The organism is Adlercreutzia muris (genome assembly GCF_008831045.1).
In the GTDB taxonomy this organism is placed as follows: domain Bacteria; phylum Actinomycetota; class Coriobacteriia; order Coriobacteriales; family Eggerthellaceae; genus Adlercreutzia; species Adlercreutzia muris.
Window position 1 is genome coordinate 16,250 of record NZ_WAJS01000027.1, and the last position, 24,849, is coordinate 41,098.

Sequence of the window (24,849 nt, forward strand, 5' to 3'; positions counted from 1 at the left end):
TCGCCCTTTCGGCTGCGGCAGCGGGCGTTGCTGACGGATCGCATCATGGCCCAGGAAGGGGAAGCGCCGCATCGGGCTGGGCGGAACTTTCGGGTTAAATACGTAACCCGCGCCATAACCCACAGCAATGATCAGGGGAAACGAAAAAGCGCTCGCTGCGGGAGGGGAGCAGCGGGCGCTTGCGGGGATGGCGCGTTTGGGGTGAGGGCTAGTTCTGGCTCGTCGCCTCGACATCAGCGCCGGCGGCGTTCATGCCGGCCAAGCGCCCGAAGGACAGCGCGGTGCCCAGCGAGATGCCGGCCACGGTGACCGGGTACTCCACGAGGTAGCGGCCGCCCTGGACGTTTCCGGTGGCATAAAGGCCCTCGATGGGCGTGCCCTCGGCGTTCAGGGGCTGGAGCTTCTTGTTCACTTCCAGGCCGCCCATGAGCACGAGCATGCCGGCGCTGCCGAAGGGGTAGGCGTAGAAGGGCGGCTCGCTCACGGGGAACAGGCGACGGGGATCCTTGCCGAAGTCGGCATCGTGGCCGGCGGCGCACAGCTCGTTGTAGCGGTTGACGGAGGCCACGACGGTCTCGACGGGCAGGTTGCACTGCGCGGCCAAGTCCTCGATGGTGTCGGCCACGATGAGGCCCTCGGTGCCCTCCACCATGGCCTTTGTGGTGTAGCCCAGGCCGAAGCCGGAAAGCACGGTGGCGTAGGCATCCACCTCGTCGTCGGCGACGAAGTGGTTCACGTAGCCGTGGCCGTCGGGCATCTTGGCGATCTCGGTGGGCCACTTGGCATCGAAGATCTGCCAGGAGCGCAGGTCGTCGGCGCCGCTCATGGGGTTCGGGCCCGCGGGCACGCGGGAGAGCTGGTCGGCGATGTTCTGGCCCGGAATATCCTCGTTCATGAAGCGCTCGCCGTTGATGTTGAGCTGCAGGTAGCCGTCAACGCCCAAAGGGCCGCCCATGTGGTGGGTCATCGGCGCGTGGGGCCCGAGCTCCATGTGGGCGCCGGCCCACAGGCCCATGAGGTGCCCGTCGCCGGTGTTGCCCACCTCGCCGGCCGCGTCCATGGTGGTGTAGAAGCTCATGAACTCGTTGGCCCAGGGGATGTAGTAGTCGCGCATGTCCTGGTTGTTGCCCCAGTCGCCGGTGGCGAGCACCACGGCGTTGGCGTTGATCTGGGTGTAGGCACCATCGGCATCGTGCACGTAGGCGCCGGTGACCTTGCCGCTCTCGTCGGTGATGAGCTGCTCGCCCCAGGTGCTGTAGATCATCTCGGCGCCTTTGGCCTCGGCGGCGGCCACAGCGGCCTCAAGGGTCCACTGCATGTTGGGGTTGGTGGTGATGGTGCCGTGGAAGTAGGGGTAGTACTCGGTCGTGTAGTCGTAGCCCTCCAAGGCGGGGAAGCACTTGGGGCGGATATAGCAGGGCTTGTCGGTCTCCTGGTTGGCGGCCGTGCTCTTCAGCACCTCGAAGTCGGCGCCCTCGACGAACCAATCGAAGTCCTCGCCGGAGTGGTCGTACCAGTAGCCGAGGAAGTCGGAGGTGGGGCGGTAGCACATGTCCTTCATGAGCTGGTTGACGATAACGTCCTTGCCGGCCCACTTAATGCCGAGATCCTTCTGGATCTGCGAGCCTACGACGCCGAAGTCGCCGGCCATGGACACGGCGGCCAGTTCCGGGGACTTCTCCACGGCGATGACCTTCGCGCCTTCCTCGGCTGCGGCCTTGGCGGCCGCGCAGCCCGACAGGCCCAGACCGATGACGAGCACATCGCAGTCCTTCGTCTCGGCCACGCTCTCGGGTACGGCCGGCGCGGTCATGAAGTTGGGCACGAAGTCGGCCGGCGCACCGCCTGCCGCGGGCGTGGCATCGGTGCCGGTCTGCGGGGCGGGGGTGGCGCTTTGCGGCTGGCTGCACCCGGCAAGCCCCATGGCGCCGGCCGCGGCAGCGGCGGTGGCGCCCAGTCCCAAAAATGCGCGACGGCTGAGATTCTGCTTCATAATGGTCCCTCCCTTTTCGAGGATCGTGTGGCGGCAGGTCCTCTCCGCTGCCGCCGTGATACGAGGAGCACTCTACGGAATCAGTGATGCGAAATCTTCACCAGGAAGCGGGTGAATTTTTCCGCGATGACAGCGCCGACCCTTCACCTGATTCGTGTGAGGGGCCCCGAGAGAATTCTTCTGAGCAGGGAAAACCCTTGCCCTATGGGCATTTCTTCCTGAAAGAGAACGGTGCGGTGCCCGCAGGCGCGATCGTGGGAAAGTTGCCTTGTTCCCTGGGGGCACGGCGCGGAAAACCTCTATACTAAAGGAGGGAGGAAACTTGTGAATCGATTCAAAGACACCATAGCGGATCTCTCGGGCCGGGACGGTCTGCTGGCCGCCGGCTACGCGCTGTACCTGGCATTCAGCTTCGTCGCCTTCCACTCCGCCACGCTGCTCTCGCCGGCTGCGGCCGTCGGGCACGGCGGCGGCGTGCTGTTCTCGGGCTGCGCTATGGCCGGCCGCATCGCGGCCGCGCTCCTTTCCGCGACGACGGTGCTCCTTGCCGCAACGAGGGGCAAGTGCCTTCGGCCGAGGGTCGTCACCTGGGTGCTGGCGGGCCTGTGCATCGCCGCGGCCCTCGCGGCCTTTCTCGTGCTGGCCATGGTCTTCCATCTCTCCGATGCCGTTCCCCCGTCGCTCATGCTGCCGTGGCTCGCCTTGGCAGGTGCGCTTCTCGGAGCGGCCGATCTTCTGGCGACGTTGTTGTGGGCCCGCTTCTCCGCTACGCTCAGCTTGCGGACCGTCTATATATATGTGACGGTGGCAAACGGCGCGAGCCTTGTGCTCTACGCCGTGTTCACCCTCGTGTCCGCTGCTGCCGTGCTGCCCTTGGCGGCGCTGCTCTTCCTCGTGGCGGTGCTCTGTGCCAAGCGGGTGCTCGATGCCCGCGCACCCGAGGAGGACTTCGGGTTTCAGGTGTCGGCATTTCACGGGCTCGTGCGCGATTTGTGGCATCCGGTGCTCGGCACGGCCATCCTCTGCTTCATGGGCGGCCTTATGCTCCAGATATCGGGGCAGCAGGACATTCCCCTCGGCGAGTTCCAGCAAACGTCGCTGTGGGCGAGCGCGGCGGCCATTGCCTGCCTGCTCGTGCCGGCCCTTGTGGTGCGCAAGCCCCTGAGCCTGAGCCGCGTGTACTCGGTGGCCCTGCCCCTCTCGGCAGCGGGCTTTCTGCTGCTGCCGCTCATCTGGAATGCCGCTGGCGGCATCGTGAACGCTTTCGCCCAGGTGGGAGCTATGGTCGCGGCGCTTATCCTCTGGTGCATGCTCACCGATGGGGCACGGCGCACGCATACTTCGCCGACGCTGCTGTTCTCGCTTGCGCTCATTGTCACGAACGCGGCCACGCTCGCGGGAACGCTGCTCGGAGCGGCCCAGGCACAGAATATCCGTCCGGGAGATGTGGCCCTCACCGCCGTGGCTCTCGTATCGGTGTACCTGCTGCTCATAGCCGCCATCGTGCTCTTCCGCAATCGAGAGGGCGGCGGCGCCTGGAACGCGCCGGCGCCCTCCGGCGGGGAATCGGCGCCTTCAATTGAGGTTGCGCCGACGCCCGAGGAGGTGCTGGCGACCCGTTGCGCTGCCTTGGCCGAGCGATACGGCCTGACTCCGCGGGAGCGCGACATCTTCCCGCTGCTTGCCCAGGGGCATACCATGCCCGCCATCTCCGAGCGCTTGTTCGTGTCCGAGAACACCGTGAAGTCCCACGCGAAGCGCATCTACCAGAAGCTCGGCATTCACGCGCGCGCCGAGCTCATCGACCTGGTGAACCGCACCGGGGACGAGGATGCAGCGCGGGAGCAGTGAGCCCGTCGGGCGGCGAACGCTAGAGATCGATGAAGTCGTACACGAGGCTGTGCTCCTGTTCAAGCCAGGCGAACAACTCGTCGCAGTCCATAACGGGAATACGCGATTGCCCGAAATCTCCCTTGTTCCGTGTGATGATGGCATCGGCCTTCATCTTTCGTGCGCATTCGTAGAGACAGGCGTCCTCGAAATCGTCCCACGACGAATCGAGGGCGGTTTCAACTTCGAGTCGCGTGAAGTTACACACATTCAAAGACTTCAGAAGGGTCTTAATAACGCTCTTTGCCGTTGTAGTCGATACTTTTTGCGGACCAGAGGTGAGGATATAAAAGGCGTCGGTGAATTGCGAGGCGCTCATCCATAGCTCGCACTCCTTGCAGAAACCGAGGCTGAAGAGCAGATCGGCCTTTTTCTCGAAAGGCTGCCGTCGGGCCAAAGAGTCCAAGATAATATTGGTATCGACAAACAGTTTCACTGTGCCTCCCATCCATCGAAGTGACCTCGGGAAGCCAGGCGCTCGCGACGAATCTCGTCATCGGTCATCGTCGCGAAGTGATTATCGAGAGGTAGCACCTTCAGGCTCTGCACCCATGCTTTCGCCTCAGCGATCTCCTGGGGCGAGAACGTACGCGGCTGAGGTTTGGCTTCGGGAAAGGGGAGCGCCCGCTTCTCGATAACGAGGTCGTAGAGCTGGTTGATGACCTGGGAGGCGTTCGTGCCCAAATCCTCCAGTATGCGGTTGCCCATTTCCTTCTTCTCCGGTGACATACGGGCCGTCACCATCGCATCGGCGGTAGCCATGGAATCCTCCTATATGGTTGTACGTTGTACATATTGTAGCCTACCGAGAGAGGTGACGCAAGGAATAAGCATGGCCGCCGCTACCTCCGCTGGTTTCAGCCCATGATGGGGCGCGTGAAACTAGCGCCGCGTGCGGGCTTTTCTAGCGCAGCGGCATTGTGTACACCGTCAGCGGATCGCAGCGGTAGGTGAGCAGCTCGAAGTCGGCAGCGGAGAGCCGGTCGATGGCGTCGCGGCCGACCAGCTCGTTGCGGTAGACGGTGAAGGGGAGCGTCAGCGTTCGGCTCTCACCGGGTTCAATGGCATCCCATCCTTCTGGCAGCGTCTTGAAGGGCGCCTTGTCGTCGGGCACCCCGTATATTGCCTGAAGCGCTGCATCGGCGGGATAGACGATGGCGGGGCCGCCTTGTGCCGGGGCTTTGAATTTCGCCGACGTGAGGTAGAGGTAGCGTGCGTCGGCGGCCGTATCGCCGTGATTGGCAATCGAGACGTCCACGAGCACGATGCGCACATCTTCCGCCGCATAACTGGGATCGTAGGCAGTGGCATCATCGTAGCCGGGATACCATTCCTCGAAGGCCTCCTCGCTCACGATATGCACGGCTCCGGGAAGGATGTCGATGTCGCCGAGCTCGAAGCGCCAGTCCGGCGCCTCGGTAATCTCGCGCACCCGTTCCTTCGAGAGCTGGCAAGCCACCTCGGCCCACTCATCGTCGCTGTAGGTGAATGCGTGGCCGTGCGCGAAGCCCTTCACATTGAGCGGTTCGCCGGCGGCTACCGGCACCACCTCGTAGGTCGTATCGAAGTGGACAGCATCGTGGAGGCTGTTCGCAGCCGAGGGCGTCTCGAGGGGTGCGGCCTTCCGCGGGGCTGCGGGTTCGAGCTGAAGGAGAAACCACCCGAGCACGAGGGCGAGAGCGACGATGCCCGCGATGCCGAGGGCGATGCGGGCCGGCCTCTGGCCGGTAGGAGCGGAGAGGGAAAGCTGCTGCATGGGTGGCCTCCTTCTGGTGCGATTCCATGATAGCGGCTGCATGCGATGGCAGCGCCGGCTTCTCAAACCTAACAGGAGGAGGGCCCCTTCGACAATGGTGAAGTTTTTCACCCTTGCGCCCACCAGGGAAATCATGTTTCATGGAAGAAGAGTCAGCGCGGAGAAGCAAAAGGAGGTTCTCGATGTTCATCGGCGTGATGGAAGGGGCGGCGCTGTTTATCCTTATAGGGTTCGCCCTTGCGTGCGCCGCCATTGCGCGAGCTTGCTTTTCCCAGCGCCCCGACGGCACGGCGACGCGCACGGCTCTACTTTGGAGCGCCGCCTTCGTGGTTCAGGTGCTTGGAGCCGTCATGGCCCGCGACGCCATCGGCGGGGCGGCGCCCCTCGCATGGAGTGCGGCGGCGCTCGTTGCCGCAGGCGTGGCCTCGCTCGTGTTGGGAAGGCTCTGGCGCGAGCGGGCCATGGAGCGCGAGGCAATGCGGATGAGATCGCTTGCCCCGCAGCCGGATCAGGATTGGCCGTGCGACGAAGTGTCGAGCTGCATTTCGGCATCCGGGGCCGAGCGATCCGGCGGCGTGGAGGCAAGCGGGCCTGCCAGCGATGAGCGCGAGCTAGCCGCGCGGTGCGCATGGGCGGCGCGGGCGTTCGATCTCACCCGCCGCGAGGAGGACGTGCTCATGCTGCTCGCTTCGGGACGGACGGCCTCCGAGGTGGCCGGCGAGCTCGTCGTCTCGTCCAATACCGTGAAGACCCACATCCGCAACTTGTACCGCAAGCTCGGTATCAACCGCCGAGGCGACCTAGCCGAACGGCTGGGGCTGTAGGGGATGGGGTGCCGCCGCCCGCGGGCGGGCGCCGTTAAGACCAAAATGAAAAAATTTCTCTTGCAATGCTTCCGGGGTAAGGTTATTATAATCAAGCTGTTTGAGCAGAGGCTTAAACGCGCAACGGGTTGTGGCGCAGTTTGGTAGCGCACTTGACTGGGGGTCAAGGGGCCGCAGGTTCAAATCCTGTCAACCCGACCAGCTTGTTTCAGGCTCTGGCATCGCAAGATGTCAGAGCCTGTTTGCTTTCACCGGCTCCGTTTCGGCCGCAGGGGCCCAACCGTGCCGGCGTGCCGCGTGCCAGAAATGCCCGGCCCGGTGTGGGCCCAGGGGCGCGCTCAGGCTGACTGGCCGTTCGCGGGATGGCATCCTGGCCGTTTCGGGCAGCCGAAACCTGCGGGTAACAGAGCCCGCCTACAATGGGCAAAACCGCGAGAAAGGCAAGGTCATGGCACACGTCAACGAGAACTACGGAAAACTGCCAGGAAGCTATCTCTTCTCGGAGATCGCACGGCGCACGGCGGCGTTTGCCGCGAAGCATCCCGATGCCGATCTGATCCGCATGGGAATCGGCGATGTGACGCGGCCGCTTGCGCCGGCGGTCATTGAGGCCATGCACCGTGCCGTGGACGACCTGGCGACGGCCGAAACGTTCCACGGCTACGGTCCCGAGCAGGGCTACGCCTTCCTGCGCGAGGCCATCGCCCAGGGCGATTTCGCGGCGCGGGGCGTGAGCGTCGATGCCGATGAGATCTTCATCTCCGACGGCGCCAAGTCGGATTGCGGCAACATCGGCGACATCTTCGCCACCGACAACGTCATCGCCGTGTGCGACCCGGTGTACCCCGTCTACGTGGACTCCAATGCCATGGCCGGACGCGCCGGCGACTACGACGAGGCATCCCAGCGTTGGGAGAACATCCTCTACATGCCCACCACGGCCGAGAACGGCTTTTGCCCGGCGCTGCCTGAGGTGCCGGTGGACATCATCTACCTGTGCAGCCCGAACAACCCCACGGGCACTGTGCTCACGCGCGATCAGCTCCAAGCCTGGGTGGATTACGCCAACGAGTGCGGGGCGGTCATCATGTTCGATGCGGCCTACGAGCGCTTCATCGTGGAGGCGGACGTGCCGCATTCCATCTTCGAGGTGCCCGGTGCCGCAACCTGCGCCATCGAGTTCCGCTCCTTCTCGAAGACGGCCGGTTTCACGGGGGCCCGCTGCGGCTACACCGTGGTGCCCCGGGCACTCGTGCGCGGGGGAGCGAGCCTTCGCGATATGTGGAACCGTCGCCAGTGCACCAAGTTCAACGGCGCCTCCTATGTGATCCAGCGCGGAGCCGAGGCCATCTACACGCCGGAAGGCGCGCGCCAGGTGGGCGAGACTATCGCGTACTATCGGGCTAACGCGCGGCTTATTAAGGAGGGCCTGGAGGCGGCCGGCTACACCGTGTACGGGGCGGTGAACAGCCCCTATATCTGGTGCAAGACGCCCGAGGGCATGGGCTCGTGGGAGTTCTTCGACCGGCTTTTGAACGAGGCGGCCATCATTACCACGCCCGGGGCCGGCTTCGGCCCGGCCGGCGAGGGCTACGTGCGCCTGACTGCCTTCGGCGAGCGGGCCGACGCCGAGCGGGCCATGGAGCGGATCGGCGCCCTCGGGTAGGGGTACCACTCGAGCGCGCTCCCCGCCGCGCGTCCGCGCCCTCAAAGCTGGCCCTGCACGTGAAACGCCCCCGCAATCGCGGCTTTCGCCATGATTGCGGGGGCGTTGTCGTGCCGGGAGATAGGGGCTTCGCGCGAGCGCCCGACTGCCGCGGAGGGTTACAGCTCCACTTCGCCGGTAAAGGCCTCCTCGGCCGGGCCGGTCATGATGACGTGGTCGGTCTCGTCCCAGAGAATATGCAGGGTGCCCCCGCGCAGGCGCACGTCGTTCTCGCGCTCGGAGCGCCCGGTGAGGGCCGCGGCCACCAGCGTCGCGCAGGCGCCGGTTCCGCAGGCCATGGTCTCGCCGCAGCCGCGCTCGAAGACGCGCATGGCGATGCCGCTACCATCCACGCAGGCGAATTCCACGTTGGTCTTCTCGGGGAAGGCGGGATGGCTCTCGAAGTAGGCTCCCACGGCGTCCACGTCGAAGGTGTCCAGCGACTTCTCGCAGTCCTTGAACAAATGGGCGGGCAGCGCCTCCCAGTTGTCGATGAGGCACACGGCATGGGGGTTGCCCATGGACACGCCGACGAAGGCGAACGAGGGACCGGTGGGGTAGGCCAGCGTCAGTGCCGTGGCGGAAGAACGCGCCTGCCCGTCGCACGGGCGCACCGCCCGCTCTTCCAGCACCACCGCCGTGGCCTCGTCGGCTGCGGCGGCATTCAGGGGAACCTCGGCGGCCGCCAGAACGGGGGCGCCCATGTCCACCTGGGCCATGGCAAGCTTGCCGGCCTCGTTCATCGTGAAGCGGATGGCACGCGGCCCGGCCAGGGTCTCCACGGTCAGGCTGCCGCGCGCGGCGTCCACGATGCCGCGGTCCACCACGTACTTCGCGAAGCAGCGCACGCCGTTGCCGCACATCTGGGCCAAGGTGCCGTCGGCGTTGATGTAGTACATGAGTCCATCGCAGCCCTCAAGGCGAGCGGGCCGCACGAGGATGACTCCGTCGGCTCCGATGCCGAATCGGCGGTCACACAGCTGCTTCACCTGGTCAACTGACACATCCAACGTCTCGTCGCGGTCGTCGAAGAACACGAAGTCGTTGCCGAGCCCGTGCAGCTTCGCGAAGGGGTAGCGACCCGCAACGCCTGCTCCCGTTATCTCCATGGCCATCACCTTTCCCTGAATATCTCGTCGCGCGCGCCTAGGCATAGAAGAGGATCTCATTGTACGACGGCACGGGCCAATCGCTGTCGGGCACGAGAATCTCCAGGTTGTCCACGGTCTCGCGCAGGCTCTCCATGAGCGGCAGCAGCTCGTGGGCGTTGGCATTCGCCGCGGCCTGGGCGTCGTCGATCTTCACGATCTCCCTGTGCTTGGCGGCCAGGGCATCGAACTTCTCCTGCGCCTCGTTCAGCCCATCCATGATGCGGGCGAGCTGCGCCTCTTGGGCGGACGTGTTGGCAGCGGGCATGGCCGCCTTCACCGCGGTGATATGGTCGGCCACCTTAGCGGCATAGGCGCTGATGGCCGGCAGGTACAGCCGCCGCATCATACGTCGCATCACGCGGGCCTCGATGTTGATGAGCTTGTTGTACTTCTCCAGCTTCACCTCGTAGCGGCTGCGCACCTCGCTTTCGGAGAGCACGCCGAACTCCTCGAACAGCTCGATGGACTTCGGCGCCACGAAGCAGGGCAGCGCATCAGCCGTGGTCTTGTGGTTGGCCAGGCCGCGACGGGCGGCCTCCTCTTCCCACTCGGCGGAGTACCCGTTGCCGTTGAAGATGATGCGCTCGTGATCGCGCAGGGTCTGCTTCACGTAATCCCAGGCCGCCTGTACGAACTCGTCGCCGGTCTTGTCCTCCAGGGCGTCGGCGAAGTCCTTCAGCGATTTTGCCATGGCCGTGTTCAGCACCATGTTCGCGTCCGACAGGTTCACCGCCGAGCCAGGCATGCGGAACTCGAACTTGTTGCCCGTGAAGGCGAAGGGGCTCGTGCGGTTGCGGTCGGTGTTGTCCTTCTGGAAGTTGGGCAGCACGCTTACGCCGAGGTCCATGGACACGCGGTCTGCCTCGCTGTAGTCGCGGCCCTCGATGAGCGCGTTCACGACCGCTCCCAGCTCGTCGCCGAGGAACATCGAGATGATGGCCGGGGGCGCCTCGTTGGCCCCCAGGCGATGATCGTTGCCCGCGCTGGCCACGGTCATGCGCAGCAGTTCCTGGTAATCGTCGACGGCCTGCACCACGCCGGCGAGGAACACCAAGAAGCGCAGGTTGTCCATGGGGTGCTCGCCTGGGTCGAGCAGGTTCTTGCTGCCAGCCGAGATGGACCAGTTGTTGTGCTTGCCCGAGCCGTTCACGCCCTCGAAGGGTTTCTCGTGCTGCAGGCACACCAGACCGTAGCGGCTGGCCAGAAGGCGCATCTTCTCCATGGTGAGCAGGTTCTCGTCGATGCCGCGGTTGGCTTCGGAATAGATGGGTGCCAGCTCGTGCTGGGCCGGGGCCACCTCGTTGTGCTTGGTCTTGGCGGGCACGCCGAGCATCCACAGCTCGTCGTCGAGCTCCTTCATGTAGGCGCTCACGGTGGGACGGATGGCGCCGAAGTAGTGCTCCTCCAATTCCTGACCCTTGCAGGGGGAATAGCCGAACAGGGTGCGGCCCGTGAGCATGAGGTCCATGCGGCGCTCGTAGTCCTTCTCGGAGATGAGGAAGTACTCCTGCTCGGCGCCGACGTTGGTCACCACGCGGCCCGCATCCTCCTCGCCGAAGAGCTCCAGCACGCGGCGCGCCTGGGTCTCGATGGCCTTCATCGAGCGCAGAAGCGGCGTCTTCTTGTCCAAAGCCTCGCCAGTGTAGCTGCAGAAGGCGGTGGGAATGCAGAGCACGTCGTCTTTAATGAAGGCGTAGGAGGTGGGGTCCCAGGCGGTGTAGCCGCGGGCCTCGAAGGTGGCGCGCAGGCCGCCGGAGGGGAAGCTGGAGGCATCCGGCTCGCCTTGGATGAGCTCCTTGCCCGAGAAGGTCATGATGGCGTGGCCGTCGGAGGTGGGGTCCACGAAGGCATCGTGCTTCTCGGAGGTGATGCCGGAAAGCGGCTGGAACCAATGGGTGTAGTGGGTGGCGCCCTTCTCGATGGCCCATTCCTTCATGGCGTGGGCCACCACGTTGGCCACCTCGGGCGCAAGCGGCGCGCCTTCCTTGATGGTGTCCATGAGCTGCTTGTAAGTGGCCTTGGGCAGGCGCTCGCGCATGGTGGACTCGTTGAACACAAGGGAGCCGTAGATCTCGGGAACGTTGGTCATGGGAATCTCCTTTTCTGTAGGCGGTGCTCAGAGCGAATACAGGTGAATCGACAGTAAAGCGACAGGTGGAACGACAGGTACGGCAGCGGGTCGGCCTAGTGGGCGTACAGGCCGCCGTAGGGGCGGGCGCTTGCGGCACGCAGGCAGTACCAGCTGCCCGGGTCGCCGCCCAAGGGCGGGCCCTCGCTCGCGAAAGCCTCGTCGTAGGCGGCGAGCAGCGCGGCAAGCTGAGGGATGTCCTCGTCGCCGACGAGTTCCTGGATGAGACCGTCCATGATGCGCTCGGTGCTTAAGGGATGGCGCAGGTAGATCACCCCGCCGTGCATGCCGGTGCCCACATAGTCGCCGGGCGTGCCCCCGATGACGATCACGCCGCCGGCCATGTACTCGCCGAGGAAGGCGCCGGCATCTCCGCCGATGACGATGGCTGGGCGCTTGCCCGCGTACTCCTTCATGTGGATGCCCGCGCGCCAGCCGCAGTCGCCGCGCACGAGGATGGTGCCCCCGCGCATGGCGTAGCCGGCGGCGTCCCCGATGCGCCCGTGCACGACGATGGCGCCGTCGTTCATGGTGTTGCCCACCTGGTCCTGGCCGTTGCCGTGCACGACGATGGCGCCGCCATCCAGGTAGCAGCCCAAATCGTTGCCGGGAGTGCCGAGGATGTCGAGCGATTTGCCCGCGGGCAGCGCGCAGCCGAGGTAGCGCTGGGCGTTCGCATCGCGGACGACGACGGCATCGGTGCCCGCCAGGGCCTTCCGCACCTGCTCGTTGGCCTCCTTGAAGTGGGCGAGCCCGAGAGTCACCTCGCCTGTGGCCGTTCCGCCGGCCAAGGCCGCCGTGCCTGCGGCCGCCTCGGCTTTCCCGGCGTCCAGGGTGTGGGTCGCGTCGGTCATGGCTTCCTCCCGTCCTACTCGCCGGCGTACTTCACGCCGAGGATGTCCAGTTCCTTCTCGTTGAGCCCCACGCCGCGCAGCATCAGGCGGTTGCCCCGCAGGCTGTCCACGGCGTTGATGCCCATGCCGCCCATCATCTCCTGAATCTCGGCGGTCCACGCCCGCACGAGGTTCACCACGCGCTCGGCCGCCTCCTCGGGCTGCAGCCGCTCGGTGAGTGCCGCACGCTGGGTGGCGATGCCCCAGTTGCATCGGCCGCTCGAGCAGTCGCGGCACTGATGGCATCCCATGGCGATGAGGGCCGCCGACCCGATGGAGCAGGCGTCGGCCCCCAGGGCGATGGCGCGCACCACGTCGGCGGAGTTGCGGATGGAGCCGCTGGCCACCAAGCTCACCGTGGAGCGGATGCCCTCGTCGCGCAAACGCTGGTCGATGGCGGCCAGGGCCAGCTCCACCGGAATGCCCACCGCGTCGCGGATGCGCTTGGGGGCGGCGCCGGTGCCCCCGCGCAAGCCGTCCACCACGATGATGTCGGCGCCGGTGCGGGCCATGCCGCTGGCGATGGCGGCGGCGTTGTGCACGGCGGCGATCTTCACCGCCACGGGCTTGCGGTAGCCGGTGGCCTCCTTGATGGAGAAGATGAGCTGGCGCAAATCCTCGATGGAGTAGATGTCGTGGTGAGGCGCCGGCGAGATGGCATCGCTGCCCTCGGGGATCATGCGGGTGCGCGACACCTCGCTGTTGATCTTCTCCCCGGGCAAGTGTCCGCCGATGCCGGGCTTGGCGCCCTGGCCGATCTTGATCTCGATGGCCGCTGCCGTGTTCAGGTAGTGCGCATCCACGCCGAAGCGCCCCGATGCTACCTGGGCGAAGGCGTGGTCGGCGAAGGGCTCCAGGTCGCGGTGCATGCCGCCCTCGCCCACGTTGAAGAAGGTGCCCAGCTCGGTGGCGGCTAGGGCCAGGGCCTTCTGGGCGTTCAGCGAGATGGAGCCGAAGGACATGGCCGAGAACATGATCGGCACATCGAGCTTCAGCTGCGGCGGCAGGGGCTCCACCACCCGTCGCTCGCGCTCGTTGATCTTGAGGATCTCGGGCCGGCTGCCCAAAAACACCCGGGTCTCCATGGGCTCGCGCAGAGGGTCGATGGAGGGATTGGTCACCTGGCTCGCGTTCAGCAGCAGGTGGTCCCAGTAGATGGGGTAGGGGGCGGGCGTTCCCATGGACGACAGCAGCACGGCGCCGGTCTGGGCCTGCTTGGCGATGTCGGCCATGGCCTCGGCCGTCCAGGTGGACGAGCCGGTGCCCACCTGGGGCCACGGCCGGATAGTCAGGGCCAGCTCGGGGCAGAACACCACGCAGCGCTGGCAGTTCACGCAGGCGCGGGAGTTGATGACGATGCGATCGGGGTCTTTCCGCAGGCGGTGCACGCCGTTGGCGCAGGAGCGCACGCACTGGGCGCAGCCGGTGCAGGCCGCCTCGTCGCGCACGACCCGGTAGCGGGGGAGCACGCAGTTGGTCGTAGCATCCATGGCGCTCACGCCTCCCTTCTCTTGCGGGGCAGCACGCCCACTTCGTGTTCCAGCGGCCAGTCGCGCACCGCCCGGTTCTCCGCGGCCTCGCCGGCCTTGGCGGCCGCCACATCGTCGCGCTGCACCACGAAGGGCACGCCGCCCTCGATGGAGCGCACGTTCTCCGCGTCGGGGCACACCACCTGGATGGCCGCCTGCTCGCTGGCCAGATACACCATCGGCCCCTTCTCGGCCACCATGAGCGCCCGCAGCTTCAAGCGGTCGTTCAGGGCCAAAAGCCCCTCCTCGGAGCCCACGATGATGGAGAAGGGCCCGTTCACGAGCGCGCTGGCGTACACCGTGCGCAGCGCCGTCTCGAAGGCAGCCCGGTCGGGTTCCATGGCGTCGATCTCGCGCCAGGAGGGGGCTGCCATGATGTGGGCGGCCATCTGCTGGGACAGGCCGTGGCGGCGGGCCAGAAGGTCGAACAGGTAGGTGATGACCTCGGTGTCGGTCTGCAGCTCGCAGTCGTAGCCGAACTGCTCCACGTAGCGGCGGTTCGCGTCGTAGCTGGAAATCTCGCCGTTGTGGACGACCGACCAGTTCAGCAAGGTGAAGGGGTGCGCCCCGCCCCACCAGCCGGGCGTGTTGGTGGGGAAGCGCCCGTGGGCCGTCCAGGCCCAGGCCTCGTAGTCGCCGATGCGGTAGAACTCTCCGATGTCCTCGGGGTACCCCACGCCCTTGAACACGCCCATGTCCTTGCCCGACGAGGCCACGAAGGCGCCCTCGATCTTCCCGTTGATATGGAAGACGTGCTGCATGGTGTACTCCGCCTCGTCCAGCCCGCTCGCGGCCAGGCGCATGGGATGCGGCGCCATGAAATAGCGCCAGATGTCCGGCGGGTTCTTGATGGCCGGGTGCTCCTCGGTGGGAATGCGCTCCTGCTTCTCGCAGAGGTAGAAGTGCTCCAGATAGGCCTCGGCGGCGGCGCGGGCCTCGCGGCTCTCGTACATAATATGGAAGGCGTACAGGTCGGCGTAGTCGGGGTAGATGCCGTAGGCGGCGAACCCGCCGCCCAGCCCGTTGCTCCGATCGTGCATGAGCGCGATGGAGCGCAGGATGTCGCCTCCGTCGTGGCGCGCGCCGCTGCGATCCATGATGCCCGCGATGGCGCAGCCCGAGGGGATGCGAACCTCGCCCTCGCGGGGAATGTTCCTGCGTGTCATAGCTGCGACTCCTCGTTCGTGGTTTTCAGCGTCCCCATGCTAGGCCCCCAACGTTACGCGGGAGGGTCAACTTTGTTTCCGCTTGGTACGGGTCTTGTTTCCAGCGCATTTCCTCCCGGCCCGCGCGCCTCTGCACCCGCGTTTGTCGGCTACCATGGGAGACCGCCGATAAGAAGGACGGCCCCAATACGTCGTTGGAGGAGCGATGCGCGCCATGGAAACCGTTGTCTGCGAAATGCCCGATGCCCTGGAGGAAGCCTGCGGTGTATTCGGAGTGTACGCCCCCGGCGAGGATGTGGCCCGCCTCGCGGGCTTTGGTCTGCAGGCCCTGCAGCATCGGGGCCAGGAGAGCGCTGGCATCGCCGTGGGGGATGGGGAGACGCTGCGCTGCCACAAGGATGTGGGCCTGGTCACCCAGGTGTTCGACGATGCGGTGATGGAAGAGCTGGGCGGCTTGCTGGCCGTGGGGCACGTGCGCTATTCCACAAGCGGAGCCGCCTCCTCGCGGGATGCCGCCCAGCCCCACCTGTCGACCATCGATGCGGAGTCCATCGCCCTGGTTCACAACGGCACGCTCCTCGGCACCGAGGCGCTGCGAGCGTCGCTTGAGGCCGAGGGGGCCGTCTTCGCCGCGGGCACCGATAGCGAGGTGGCGGCCCACGTCATCGCGCGGGCGGTCCGCCGGGCCGGATCGGTCCGCGAGGGCATACGGCAGGCCATGGATGTGCTTGAGGGCGCCTATGCCATGATCCTGGCCACGCCCCGGGCCCTCTACGCCTTCCGCGACCCGCACGGCATTCGCCCGCTGTGCATCGGGCGCCTGCCCGAAGGCGGCTGGGTCGTCTCCTCCGAGACTTGCGGGCTCGATATCGCGGGCGCGGCCTACGTGCGCGATGTGGAGCCGGCCGAGGTGGTGCGCCTCGGGCGCGAGGGGCTGGTCGCCGAGAGCGGGCGCGCGGCGCCGCGGCGCGCCTCCTGCATCTTCGAGTACGTGTACTTCGCCCGCCCCGACAGCATCATCGACGGGCAGAGCGTCTACCAGGCGCGCCGGGCCATGGGGGCCATACTCTCGGCGGAGGCCCCCGTTCAGGCCGACGCGGTGATCGGCGTGCCCGACTCTGGGACGCCGGCGGCGGTGGGCTATGCCGAGGCGAGCGGCATTCCCTACGCCTTCGGCATCGTGAAGAACCATTACGTGGGCCGCACCTTCATCCAGCCCACCCAGGCCATGCGCGAGCGGGGCATCACCCTAAAGCTGAACCCGCTGCCCAGCGTTATCGCGGGCAAGCGCCTCGTGGTCATCGACGACAGCATCGTGCGCGGCAGCACGAGCCGCCAGCTGGTGTCCATGCTCTACGAGGCGGGGGCGGCCGAGGTGCACCTGCGCATCGTGAGCCCCGAGGTGCGCTGGCCCTGCTTCTACGGCATCGACACGGCCACCCGCGATCAGCTTCTGGCCGCCGGGCGCACTACCGAGGAGATGCGGCGGTGGATCGGCTGCGATTCGCTGGCCTTCATCTCCCTGGAAGGGCTGCACCGGGCTGTCGGCGGAGCGCGTCACCAGGGGTGGTGCGAGGCGTGCTTCACGGGAAGCTACCCGGTGCCCCGCCCGCTGTAGCGCCGCCCCCGGCAGCGCCGTTTCCAGGTGCGCGGACTCCCTTGGCCGCGCCCGCCCCTTCGGGAGGCGCCCCGGCACCCCTTGACGATTTTATGCCGCTTTGGCGTTGAGCGGGTAACCGGGGCGCCCTTCCGTCATCATGTCCCTCTCGTGCGCGGACAATGGGTTCCGCGGGCGGTACGGTATGTGCGAGACCGCGTGTGAGAGAGGGAGGCCCATGAACAAGGACGCGCTGGTAATCGGATTGGCGCTGTTCGCCATGTTCTTCGGGGCCGGCAACCTCATCTTCCCGCCGTTCCTCGGCCTGGAATCCGGCGATCAGTGGCCCATCGGCCTTGCCTGCTTCGTCTTCGTGGACGTGGTCATCTCCTGCATCGGGGTCGTGGCTATCAACCGCGCCGGCGGCTCCATCCTCTCCATCGAGGGGGTGCTGGGCAAGCGGGCGGCCCTCGTGCTGAACACCGCCGCCATTTTGTGCACCGGCGTCATCATCGCGAGCCCCCGCACAGCCGCCACCACCTACGAGATGTCCATCGCCCCCTTGCTCGGCGACCAGATCGGCCTTCTGCCCTTCTCGCTGCTATTCTTCGCCGTGGTGCTGCTGCTCACCCTGCGCCCCGTCCGCATCGTGGACATCGTGGGCAAGGTGCTCACCCCGGTGCTCGTGGCCGGCATCGTTGTCATGGTGGCGGCCGGCATCGCCACGCCGCTCGGTCCCGTGGGCGCTCCCGAGACGGCCACGGTGGTGGCCGACGGCATCTCGGCGGGCTACCAGACCATGGACATCCTCGCCGTGGTGGGCTTCGCCCTCATCGTGCAGGAGTCGGTGCGGGCCGCGGGCTATGCCGACGGGAAGAGCCAGCTGTCGGTGACGGCCCGGGCGAGCCTGGTGGCCTGCGTGCTGCTGACCCTGGTCTACGGCGGCCTCACCTACCTGGGGGCCACGGCGGCCACGGTGGTGCCCGCCGATGTGAACCAGGCCACCCTCATCACCCTCATCACCGAGCAGCTCATGGGGCGCACCGGCCTCATGGTGCTCGGCGTGGTGGTGGGATTCGCCTGCCTGACCACGGCCGTGGGGCTCGTCGGCGCTACAGCGGCCTACGTGGAGCGCATCACCGACCGGCGCGTCGGCTACCGGGCGGCCCTCATCGCCGTGGTGGTCATCGCCCTGCTCATCTGCAACCTGGGTCTTACCACCATCATCAGCCTGGCGGCCCCGGTGCTGTCGGTCATCTGCCCGCCGTTCATGATCACCGTGGTGCTGCTGCTGTTCCGCCGGCATATCCGCTCCACCTGGACCTTCAAGGGGGCCGCCCTGGCGGCCGTGGGGGCGAGCCTGCTTCTGACCGCCCACGACCTCACCGGCGCCTTCGCCTTCGTGGAGGCCGCGCCCCTCTACGTCTTCGGCTTCAGCTGGCTGCCCCCGGCCCTCATTGGCGCTGCGGCCGGCGCCCTTCTGGGGCGCCGGTTCGACGGCAGGGCGCCCCTTCCGCGGCCCTGATCGGGCGGCCCGGGGACGCCGAATTTTAGTGCACGTGCACAACCACCCGTACCCTTTTACCGAGCATTAGCCCCTCCATCAGGGAAGGGGACGGCCCGGGGCGCGGTTCTTTGCTATGGTAGAGCGAAGATCTTCAGGGTCTCGCCCGGGCGGGGCGGATAGATTCCGCCGTGTCGGGCCGAAGAGAAGGGTAAGGAGGATCCTGTATGGAACTCAGTCTCGGACTGCTCGGCTTCCTCATCGTGTTCCCCCTCATCGTCGCAGCGGTACTCTTGTTCGTGCGCCATGACGGCCCGCGCCGGGTCATCGTGTGCGCGGCGGCAGCGGTCATCGCGGCGGCGTCGGTGGCGCTCGTGGTGATGAATCTGGGGGCGGCCACCGTCTTGTTCTCGTTCGAGAGCGAGGTGGTCGACTTCGTCTGCACGGGCATCTCGGCGCTCATCGCCGCAGTCATCATCGCGTTCGGTGTGCGCTACAAGAACGCCCTGGCCATCGCCCTGGCCGCGGTGCAGATCGTCGGCACGCTCGTGCTGGAGTTCGTCTTCGCCCACGAGATCGAGGTGCCCTACGGGCTCTACTTCGACTCGTTGTCGCTGCTCATGGCCTTCATCATCGGCGTTATCGGCAGCGGCATCTGCGTGTACGCCCTCGGCTATATGGAGGACTTCCAGGCCCACCAGCCCGAAGGCGCCGCCGATCGCCGCCCGCTGTTCTTCGCCCTCATGTTCGTGTTCCTGGCGGCCATGTTCGCCATCGTGTTCTCGAACAACATGGAGTGGATGTTCACGGGCTGGGAGGTCACCACGGTGTGCTCCTTCCTGCTCATCGGCTACACCCGCACCGAGGAGGCCATCAACAACGCCTTCCGCCAGATCGTCATGAACCTGGCCGGCGGTCTGGGCTTTCTCGCGGCCCTGTACTCCTGCGCCATCACCGTGGGCACGTTCTCGTTTTTGGACTTCCTCGTCATCGGCGTGAACGAGCCGGCCATCGTCACCTTCGCCGTGACGGCCCTGGCCTTCGCCGGCATCACGAAGGCGGCCCAGATGCCCTTCCAGACCTGGCTTCTGGGCGCCATGGTGGCTCCCACCCCCACGAGCGCCCTGCTGCACTCGTCCACCATGGTGAAGGCCGGCGTGTTCATGCTGGTGAAGCTGGCCCCGGTGCTCGCCGTGGCCCCGGCCCCCTCCATCATGGTCATGCTCGTGGGCGCCATCACCTTCGTGCTCTGCTCCTTCATGGCCATCTCCCAATCCAACGCCAAGCGGGTGCTGGCCTACTCCACCATCGCCAACCTCGGCCTCATCACGGCCTGCGCCGGCGTGGGCACCCCCGAGGCTGTATGGGCAGCCACCTTCCTCATCCTGTTCCACGCCATCGCGAAGTCGCTGCTGTTCCTGTGTGTCGGCACCGCCGAGCACCACATCGGCAGCCGCGACATCGAGGACATGGATCTCCTGTTCGACCGCATGCCGCGCCTGGCCCGCTTCATGATGCTCGGCATCATGGCCATGTTCATCGCCCCCTTCGGCATGCTCATGGCGAAATGGGCCACGCTCGTGTCCTTCGTGGACGCCGGCCAGGTGGCCCTCATCGTGATCCTCGCCTTCGGCAGCGCCGCCACGTTCATGTTCTGGGCCAAGTGGCTCGGCAAGCTGGCCGGCATCGCCGGCTCGCCGGAGAACGTGGAGACGACCGTGAAGCCCACGGAGTGGACGGCCCTGCTGCTCATGGCCTGCCTGCTCGTGCTCGGCTGCGTGTTTCTGCCCCTCATCTCCGCTGCCGTCGTGGAGCCCTATATCTTCGGTGTCTACGGCACCGTCGGTCAGGACATCTCCGCCGACAACCTGTGGCTGGCTTCGCTGTGCACCGTCATCGTGGTCGTCGTCCTGTTCGCCGGTGTGGGCGCCAAGCCCAAGGGCCGCACGGTGGACGTGTACCTGGCCGGCGTGAGCCGCGACGGCGAGGCGCGCTCCTTCCAGAACGCCCTGTCCGGCACTGCCGAGGCCACGACGCGCAACTGGTACATGGAATCGGTGTTCGGCGAGGCCCGCATCGCGCCGGTGGGCGTGGTGTTCAACTCGCTCATCATGGTGGCCGCGTTCGTGGTGGCCTTCGTCGTGACCCCGTTGGTCTTCTAGGAAGGGTGTGATTGAGATGACTTTGCTGACGACCCTGATCGGCACCCTCCTGTTCGCGCTCGCCGCGCCGGTGGTCGGGTGCCTGCTCGCCGGCCTCGACCGCATTATCTCGGCCCGCATGCAGGGCCGCGTGGGGCCGCCGCTTCTGCAGCCCTACTACGATGTGCGCAAGCTCTTCGAAAAGGAGCGCGCCAGTGTGAACGCCGTCGAGCGCGTCTACGTGGGGGCGGCCCTCCTGTTCGCCGTGCTCGCCGGCGGCATCTTCTTCTCCGGCGGCAACCTGCTTCTGTGCGTGTTCGTCATCACGCTCTCCAGCCTGTTCTTCATCATGGCGGCCTATTCCACCCGCAGCCCCTACGCCGAGGTGGGCGCGGCCCGCGAGACGCTCCAGGTGATGTCCTACGAGCCCATGGTGCTGCTCATGGCCGTGGCGTTCTTCCAGGTGACCGGCTCCTTCGATGTGGCCGCCGCCTTCGGGCTTCCGCATCCGGCGGTGTGCACTATCGGCCTTGTGTTTCTGGGGGTGCTGTTCATCCTCACCATCAAGCTGCGCAAGTCGCCCTTCGACCTGGCGCTGTCCCACCACGCCCACCAGGAGATCGTCCGCGGCGTGACCACTGAGATGAGCGGCTCGACCTTGGGTCTGGTGGAGATCATGCACTGGTGCGAGAACGTGCTGTTCATGGGCTGGATCGGTCTGTTCTTTGTCTGGGGCGGCCCGCTTTCTCTCATCGCGGCGCTCGTCGCTGTGGCGGTCGTGTACTTCCTGGAGATATGGATCGACAATAACTTCGCCCGCGTGAAGTGGCAGTTCATGTTCAAGTCGGCGTGGCTCGTGGCCCTCGTGGCCGGCGGCGTGAACATCGCCGTGCTGGCGTTTCTGTAAGGAGGGACGAAAATGGCATTCGCATCGAAATCGCCCTGGGTCATCCACTACGACGGTTCCAGCTGCAACGGCTGCGACATCGAGGTGCTGGCCACGCTCTGCCCCGGCTTCGACGGCGAGCGGTTCGGCGTCATCAACACCGGCAACCCCAAGCATGCCGATATCTTCCTCGTCACCGGCAGCGTGAACGAGCAGAATATCGGCGTGGTGCGTGAGATCTACGAGCAGATGCTGGAGCCGAAGGTCGTCGTGGCCTGCGGCATCTGCGCTTGCTCGGGAGGGGTGTTCCACGACTGCTACAACGTCATCGGCGGCGTTGACAAGGCCATTCCCGTGGACGTGTACGCCCCCGGCTGTGCCGTGCGCCCCGAGCAGCTCATCGACGCCATCGTGGCCGGCGTGGCCAAACTCGACGAGAAGTCGGCGGCGATGAAGGCCGCCAAGAAGGGAGCGTGAGCGCCCATGGACCGATTCAGCCAAGTGTTCAACGAGGTGCCCCTGGCCGAGGTGCACGATCTGGCCGCCCGCCGCGCCGAGGAGGGCTGGCGCTACGTGCAGATCCTCGCGGTGAACACCGAGGAGGGCATCGATCTGGTGTACTCCTACATGAAGGACGGCCTGCTGGAGAACGACACGGTCGCGGCCGTGGGCGCCGATGATGCGGTGCCCTCCATCACCGACCTGTTCCTGGAGGCCTTCGTCTGCGAGAACGAGATCCACGACCTGTACGGCGTGGCCATCGAGAACATCGCCATCGACTTCGGCGGCATGTTCTACCAGCTGGCCGAGAAGGCCCCCATGACCGTGGTGAGCCCCGAGCAGCTGGCCGCCCGCGAGAAGGCGAAGAAGATCGCCGCCGCCAAGGCCGCCAAGGAGGCCGCGGCCCAGAAGGAGCAGGTAGCACCGGCCGCCCCTGCGGCCGTCGCCGGTCCCACCGAAGAGGAGATTCAGGCCAAGATCGCCGGGCTGGATCCCGAGAAGGCCGCCAAGGTGCGCGCCGCTCTGGAGGCGAAGGCCGCCAAGGCCGCCGCGGCCGCTGTCGAGACGGCTCCGGCCCCGTCGGCGGCGCTGACCGAGGAGGAGATCCAGGCCAAGATAGCGGGCCTCGATCCGGAGAAGGCCGCCAAGGTGCGCGCCGCTCTGGAGGCGAAGGCCGCCAAGGCCGCGAAGACGGAAGGGAAGGGGGAGTAGCATGGGTAAGGCGACCGTCATTCCCTTCGGCCCGCAGCACCCCGTGCTGCCGGAGCCTCTGCACCTCGATCTGGTGGTGCAGGACGAGACCGTCGTGGACGTGCTCCCGCAGATCGGGTTCGTGCACCGCGGCCTGGAGAAGCTCGTGGAGACCCGCGACTACAACCAGTTCATCTACATCGCCGAGCGCATCTGCGGCATCTGCGCCACGGGCCACTCCATCGGCTACGCCGAGACGGTGGAGTCGCTCATGGGCGTGGAGATTCCCAAGCGCGCCGAGTACCTGCGCATCATCTGGCACGAGCTGTCCCGCGTGCATTCGCACCTGCTGTGGCTGGGCCTGGCCGCCGATGCTTTCGGCTTCGAGTCCATGTTCATGCACTGCTGGCGTTTGCGCGAGCGCGTGCTCGACCTGTTCGAGAAGACCACCGGCGGCCGCGTGATCCTATCTGTGGTGAAGGTGGGCGGCGTGGTGCGCGACATCGACGCCACCCAGATGGCCGAGATCAACGCGGTGCTCGATGGGCTGAAGGACGACTACACCAAGATCATGAACACCCTGCTCACCGACACCTCGGTGAAGAACCGCACCGTGGGCGTGGGTCACATCTCCACCGAGGATGCCCGCTCGCTGTCCATGGTGGGCCCCTTCGCCCGCGCCTCCAACCTGCCCTACGACGTGCGCTCCTTCGGCAAGGGGGCCTATGGCGACCTGGCCGACTTCCAGCCCATCGTGGCCACCGAGGGCGATTGCTACGCCCGCGTGAAGGTGCGCTGCCTGGAGGTGCTCCAGTCCATCGAGATCATCAAGGAGCTGGCGGCGAAGATCCCTGCCGGCGACATCGAGGTGGCCGTGAAGGGCGCTCCAGCCGACGGGGCCCAGGCCTCCAACGTGTTGGAGCAGCCCCGCGGCGAGTGCTACTACTACGCCCGCGGCAACGGCTCTAAGAACCTGGAGCGCATGCGCATCCGGACGCCAACCTCGCAGAACCTCGCCGGCATGACCGTGGCCCTGAAGGGATGCGATCTGGCCGACGTGAACATGATCATCCTGACCATCGACCCCTGCATCAGCTGCACGGAAAGGTAGGCCGCCATGGGAAGCTTCAAACTGGGGGGCATGACCTTCGGATCGCTGTTCAAGAAGCCGGAGACCCTGCTGTACCCCCTCGAGACCAAGCCGGCCCCGGCCGGTCTGAAGGGTCACATCGTCAACGACGCGTCCCTGTGCATCCTCTGCGGCATCTGCGCCAAGGCCTGTCCGGCCGATGCCATCGTCGTGGAGAAGAAGGAGCGCACCTGGGCCATCGACCCGTTCCGCTGCGTCCAGTGCGGCAGCTGCGTGCGCGCCTGCCCCAAGGCCTGCCTGGCCATGGATTCCGCCTACACCCCCATCGCCACGGCCCAGTCCTGCACCGTGCTCGAGGTGCCCGATCCCAAGGCCTCGGCCTAGGGGGCAGTCGGTCCTCGGCCGGGCGCCTCGCATTTCCCCGCCGGCCGGTGTCCATGGTGACGGAAAAGTAAGGTGAACGGGCCGTTAAGTTTCGTGGCGATGCTCTGTGCATGCGGGGCATCTGATAGAATTGCATCAGCTGGCATGACAGTCCGGGCTCCTCGGGGAGTCCGGACTTTTTGAGAAGAGGAAGTGCATTCTATGGCCGAGAACGCGAAGAGCCCCCGGGGAGCCGCCGACGAGGTGTCCCACAAGGTCTTCACCGTGGCCAACGTGATTTCCCTCATCCGCCTGCTCATGGTGCCGCTCTACCTCGCTCTGCTGCTGCAGGGCCTCAATCTGGCCGCCACTCTCGTGTTCGCCACGGCCGCGGCCACCGACTTCCTCGACGGGCAGATTGCCCGGCGCACTCACACGGTCACTCGCTTGGGCCAGCTGCTCGACCCTGCCATCGACCGCATCCTCATGATCACCGGCGTGCTCGGTGTGTTCCTCGTCGGCCGCATCCCCTTGTGGGTCATCGTCGTCGTGGTGGTGCGCGACGCCTACCTGCTCATCGGCGGCGGCTGGCTCATCTCCCGCTTCCGTATCCGCGTGCCCGTGGTCTATCCGGGCAAGTTCGCCACTACCTTCCTTTTCATCGGGTTCTCGGGGCTGCTGCTCAACTGGCCCCTCGTTCCCGGCCTGGGCTGGTGCGACCTATCCTGGCTGCCCGGCTTCAACGGAGCTCCCGTGTCCTGGGGCATCTGGTTCATCTACGCCGGACTCGTGCTCTCGCTCGGAGTGACCGTCTACTATACCGTGGCCGCCGTGCGGCAGCTGCGGGACGCCCTCGCCCGGGAAAGGCTCGCCGGTCATGGCGCCGCGTAGGGAAGGGGAGGGCCGGCCGGTCCGGCCCACGCGCCGCAAGGCCCCCTCGTCGCTGTCCATGCCCTCGGTGCGGGACGACCGCGCCTCGCGCGGGGCGCGGGATGCCTCCGGATCGCAGCGATCCCGCGCGGAGGGAGCCCCCGCCCCGCGG

Annotated in this window: 21 protein-coding genes and 1 tRNA gene; 13 read left to right on the plus strand and 9 right to left on the minus strand. The window is 66.4% G+C overall.

The window, feature by feature from the left end; genetic code table 11:
- Nucleotides 1-208 precede the first annotated feature (208 nt).
- Complete coding sequence (locus F8D48_RS08680) at nucleotides 209-1,993, minus strand: FAD-dependent oxidoreductase (RefSeq protein ID WP_151431278.1); 1,785 nt, start codon at nucleotides 1,991-1,993, stop codon at nucleotides 209-211.
- A 324-nt stretch (nucleotides 1,994-2,317) separates the two neighbouring features.
- On the opposite strand from F8D48_RS08680, the gene F8D48_RS08685 reads away from it, so the two are divergent.
- Nucleotides 2,318-3,844 (plus strand): helix-turn-helix transcriptional regulator, encoded by a 1,527-nt coding sequence (locus F8D48_RS08685; RefSeq protein ID WP_151431281.1) that lies wholly within the window; start codon nucleotides 2,318-2,320, stop codon nucleotides 3,842-3,844.
- A 19-nt stretch (nucleotides 3,845-3,863) separates the two neighbouring features.
- Here F8D48_RS08685 and F8D48_RS08690 read toward each other — a convergent pair whose 3' ends face one another.
- The 3 genes from F8D48_RS08690 to F8D48_RS08700 all read right to left on the minus strand — a co-directional run bounded on the left by F8D48_RS08690 (nucleotide 3,864) and on the right by F8D48_RS08700 (nucleotide 5,639).
- A complete protein-coding gene (locus F8D48_RS08690; RefSeq protein WP_170272782.1) occupies nucleotides 3,864-4,319 on the minus strand; it encodes a PIN domain-containing protein in 456 nt (151 codons plus the stop codon).
- On the minus strand, nucleotides 4,316-4,645 hold the full coding sequence (locus F8D48_RS08695; protein ID WP_016308744.1) for a type II toxin-antitoxin system RelB/DinJ family antitoxin: 330 nt from the start codon (nucleotides 4,643-4,645) through the stop codon (nucleotides 4,316-4,318). The genes F8D48_RS08690 and F8D48_RS08695 overlap by 4 nt, the downstream gene beginning before the upstream one ends.
- Nucleotides 4,646-4,787: 142 nt before the next feature.
- Nucleotides 4,788-5,639 carry a hypothetical protein gene (locus tag F8D48_RS08700; RefSeq protein WP_151431285.1) on the minus strand — a complete coding sequence of 284 codons (852 nt, stop codon included), beginning with the start codon at nucleotides 5,637-5,639 and terminating at the stop codon, nucleotides 4,788-4,790.
- A 182-nt stretch (nucleotides 5,640-5,821) separates the two neighbouring features.
- Between F8D48_RS08700 and F8D48_RS08705 the strand changes: the two genes are divergently transcribed.
- The 3 genes from F8D48_RS08705 (at nucleotide 5,822) to F8D48_RS08715 (ending at nucleotide 8,129) form a co-directional block, all read left to right on the plus strand.
- Nucleotides 5,822-6,463, plus strand: coding sequence for a helix-turn-helix transcriptional regulator (locus tag F8D48_RS08705; RefSeq protein WP_170272783.1), 642 nt, complete (start codon nucleotides 5,822-5,824; stop codon nucleotides 6,461-6,463).
- A 124-nt stretch (nucleotides 6,464-6,587) separates the two neighbouring features.
- Nucleotides 6,588-6,664: transfer RNA gene (locus F8D48_RS08710), tRNA-Pro, on the plus strand.
- Between the two features lie 247 nt (nucleotides 6,665-6,911).
- The gene (locus F8D48_RS08715) at nucleotides 6,912-8,129 is read left to right on the plus strand and encodes an LL-diaminopimelate aminotransferase (RefSeq protein ID WP_151431290.1); all 1,218 of its coding nucleotides are present in this window, start codon (nucleotides 6,912-6,914) and stop codon (nucleotides 8,127-8,129) included.
- 158 nt (nucleotides 8,130-8,287) lie between these two features.
- Here the strand turns inward: F8D48_RS08715 and dapF are convergent, their stop codons facing one another.
- The 5 genes from dapF to F8D48_RS08740 form a co-directional block, all read right to left on the minus strand.
- On the minus strand, nucleotides 8,288-9,277 hold the full coding sequence (gene dapF, locus F8D48_RS08720) for a diaminopimelate epimerase (RefSeq protein ID WP_170272784.1): 990 nt from the start codon (nucleotides 9,275-9,277) through the stop codon (nucleotides 8,288-8,290).
- A gap of 37 nt (nucleotides 9,278-9,314) precedes the next feature.
- On the minus strand, nucleotides 9,315-11,408 hold the full coding sequence (locus F8D48_RS08725; RefSeq protein ID WP_151431294.1) for a glutamine synthetase III family protein: 2,094 nt from the start codon (nucleotides 11,406-11,408) through the stop codon (nucleotides 9,315-9,317).
- Between the two features lie 95 nt (nucleotides 11,409-11,503).
- Nucleotides 11,504-12,301: a GltB/FmdC/FwdC-like GXGXG domain-containing protein gene (locus tag F8D48_RS08730; RefSeq protein WP_151431296.1), complete on the minus strand. Its 798-nt coding sequence runs from the start codon at nucleotides 12,299-12,301 to the stop codon at nucleotides 11,504-11,506.
- 14 nt (nucleotides 12,302-12,315) lie between these two features.
- On the minus strand, nucleotides 12,316-13,830 hold the full coding sequence (locus tag F8D48_RS08735; RefSeq protein WP_151431310.1) for a glutamate synthase-related protein: 1,515 nt from the start codon (nucleotides 13,828-13,830) through the stop codon (nucleotides 12,316-12,318).
- Between the two features lie 5 nt (nucleotides 13,831-13,835).
- Entirely contained in the window at nucleotides 13,836-15,035 is a 1,200-nt protein-coding gene (locus F8D48_RS08740; RefSeq protein WP_151431298.1) for a class II glutamine amidotransferase, read from the minus strand.
- Nucleotides 15,036-15,249: 214 nt separating this feature from the next.
- Between F8D48_RS08740 and purF the strand changes: the two genes are divergently transcribed.
- The 9 genes from purF to F8D48_RS08785 all read left to right on the plus strand — a co-directional run bounded on the left by purF (nucleotide 15,250) and on the right by F8D48_RS08785 (nucleotide 24,698).
- Nucleotides 15,250-16,653: an amidophosphoribosyltransferase gene (gene purF / locus F8D48_RS08745; protein ID WP_151431301.1), complete on the plus strand. Its 1,404-nt coding sequence runs from the start codon at nucleotides 15,250-15,252 to the stop codon at nucleotides 16,651-16,653.
- A 217-nt stretch (nucleotides 16,654-16,870) separates the two neighbouring features.
- The gene (gene brnQ / locus F8D48_RS08750) at nucleotides 16,871-18,157 is read left to right on the plus strand and encodes a branched-chain amino acid transport system II carrier protein (RefSeq protein ID WP_135969867.1); all 1,287 of its coding nucleotides are present in this window, start codon (nucleotides 16,871-16,873) and stop codon (nucleotides 18,155-18,157) included.
- A gap of 206 nt (nucleotides 18,158-18,363) precedes the next feature.
- Complete coding sequence (locus F8D48_RS08755) at nucleotides 18,364-20,298, plus strand: NADH-quinone oxidoreductase subunit 5 family protein (RefSeq protein WP_151431303.1); 1,935 nt, start codon at nucleotides 18,364-18,366, stop codon at nucleotides 20,296-20,298.
- Between the two features lie 16 nt (nucleotides 20,299-20,314).
- Entirely contained in the window at nucleotides 20,315-21,184 is an 870-nt protein-coding gene (locus F8D48_RS08760) for an NADH-quinone oxidoreductase subunit H (RefSeq protein ID WP_135969890.1), read from the plus strand.
- Nucleotides 21,185-21,196: 12 nt separating this feature from the next.
- Complete coding sequence (locus F8D48_RS08765) at nucleotides 21,197-21,640, plus strand: NADH-quinone oxidoreductase subunit B family protein (protein WP_135969865.1); 444 nt, start codon at nucleotides 21,197-21,199, stop codon at nucleotides 21,638-21,640.
- Between the two features lie 6 nt (nucleotides 21,641-21,646).
- Nucleotides 21,647-22,375 carry an NADH-quinone oxidoreductase subunit C gene (locus tag F8D48_RS08770; protein WP_151431305.1) on the plus strand — a complete coding sequence of 243 codons (729 nt, stop codon included), beginning with the start codon at nucleotides 21,647-21,649 and terminating at the stop codon, nucleotides 22,373-22,375.
- A 1-nt stretch (nucleotide 22,376) separates the two neighbouring features.
- A complete protein-coding gene (locus F8D48_RS08775) occupies nucleotides 22,377-23,465 on the plus strand; it encodes a hydrogenase large subunit (RefSeq protein WP_150839805.1) in 1,089 nt (362 codons plus the stop codon).
- A gap of 6 nt (nucleotides 23,466-23,471) precedes the next feature.
- A complete protein-coding gene (locus tag F8D48_RS08780; protein WP_135969862.1) occupies nucleotides 23,472-23,828 on the plus strand; it encodes a 4Fe-4S dicluster domain-containing protein in 357 nt (118 codons plus the stop codon).
- 201 nt (nucleotides 23,829-24,029) lie between these two features.
- Nucleotides 24,030-24,698 carry a CDP-alcohol phosphatidyltransferase family protein gene (locus F8D48_RS08785; protein ID WP_151431307.1) on the plus strand — a complete coding sequence of 223 codons (669 nt, stop codon included), beginning with the start codon at nucleotides 24,030-24,032 and terminating at the stop codon, nucleotides 24,696-24,698.
- Nucleotides 24,699-24,849: the final 151 nt, after the last annotated feature.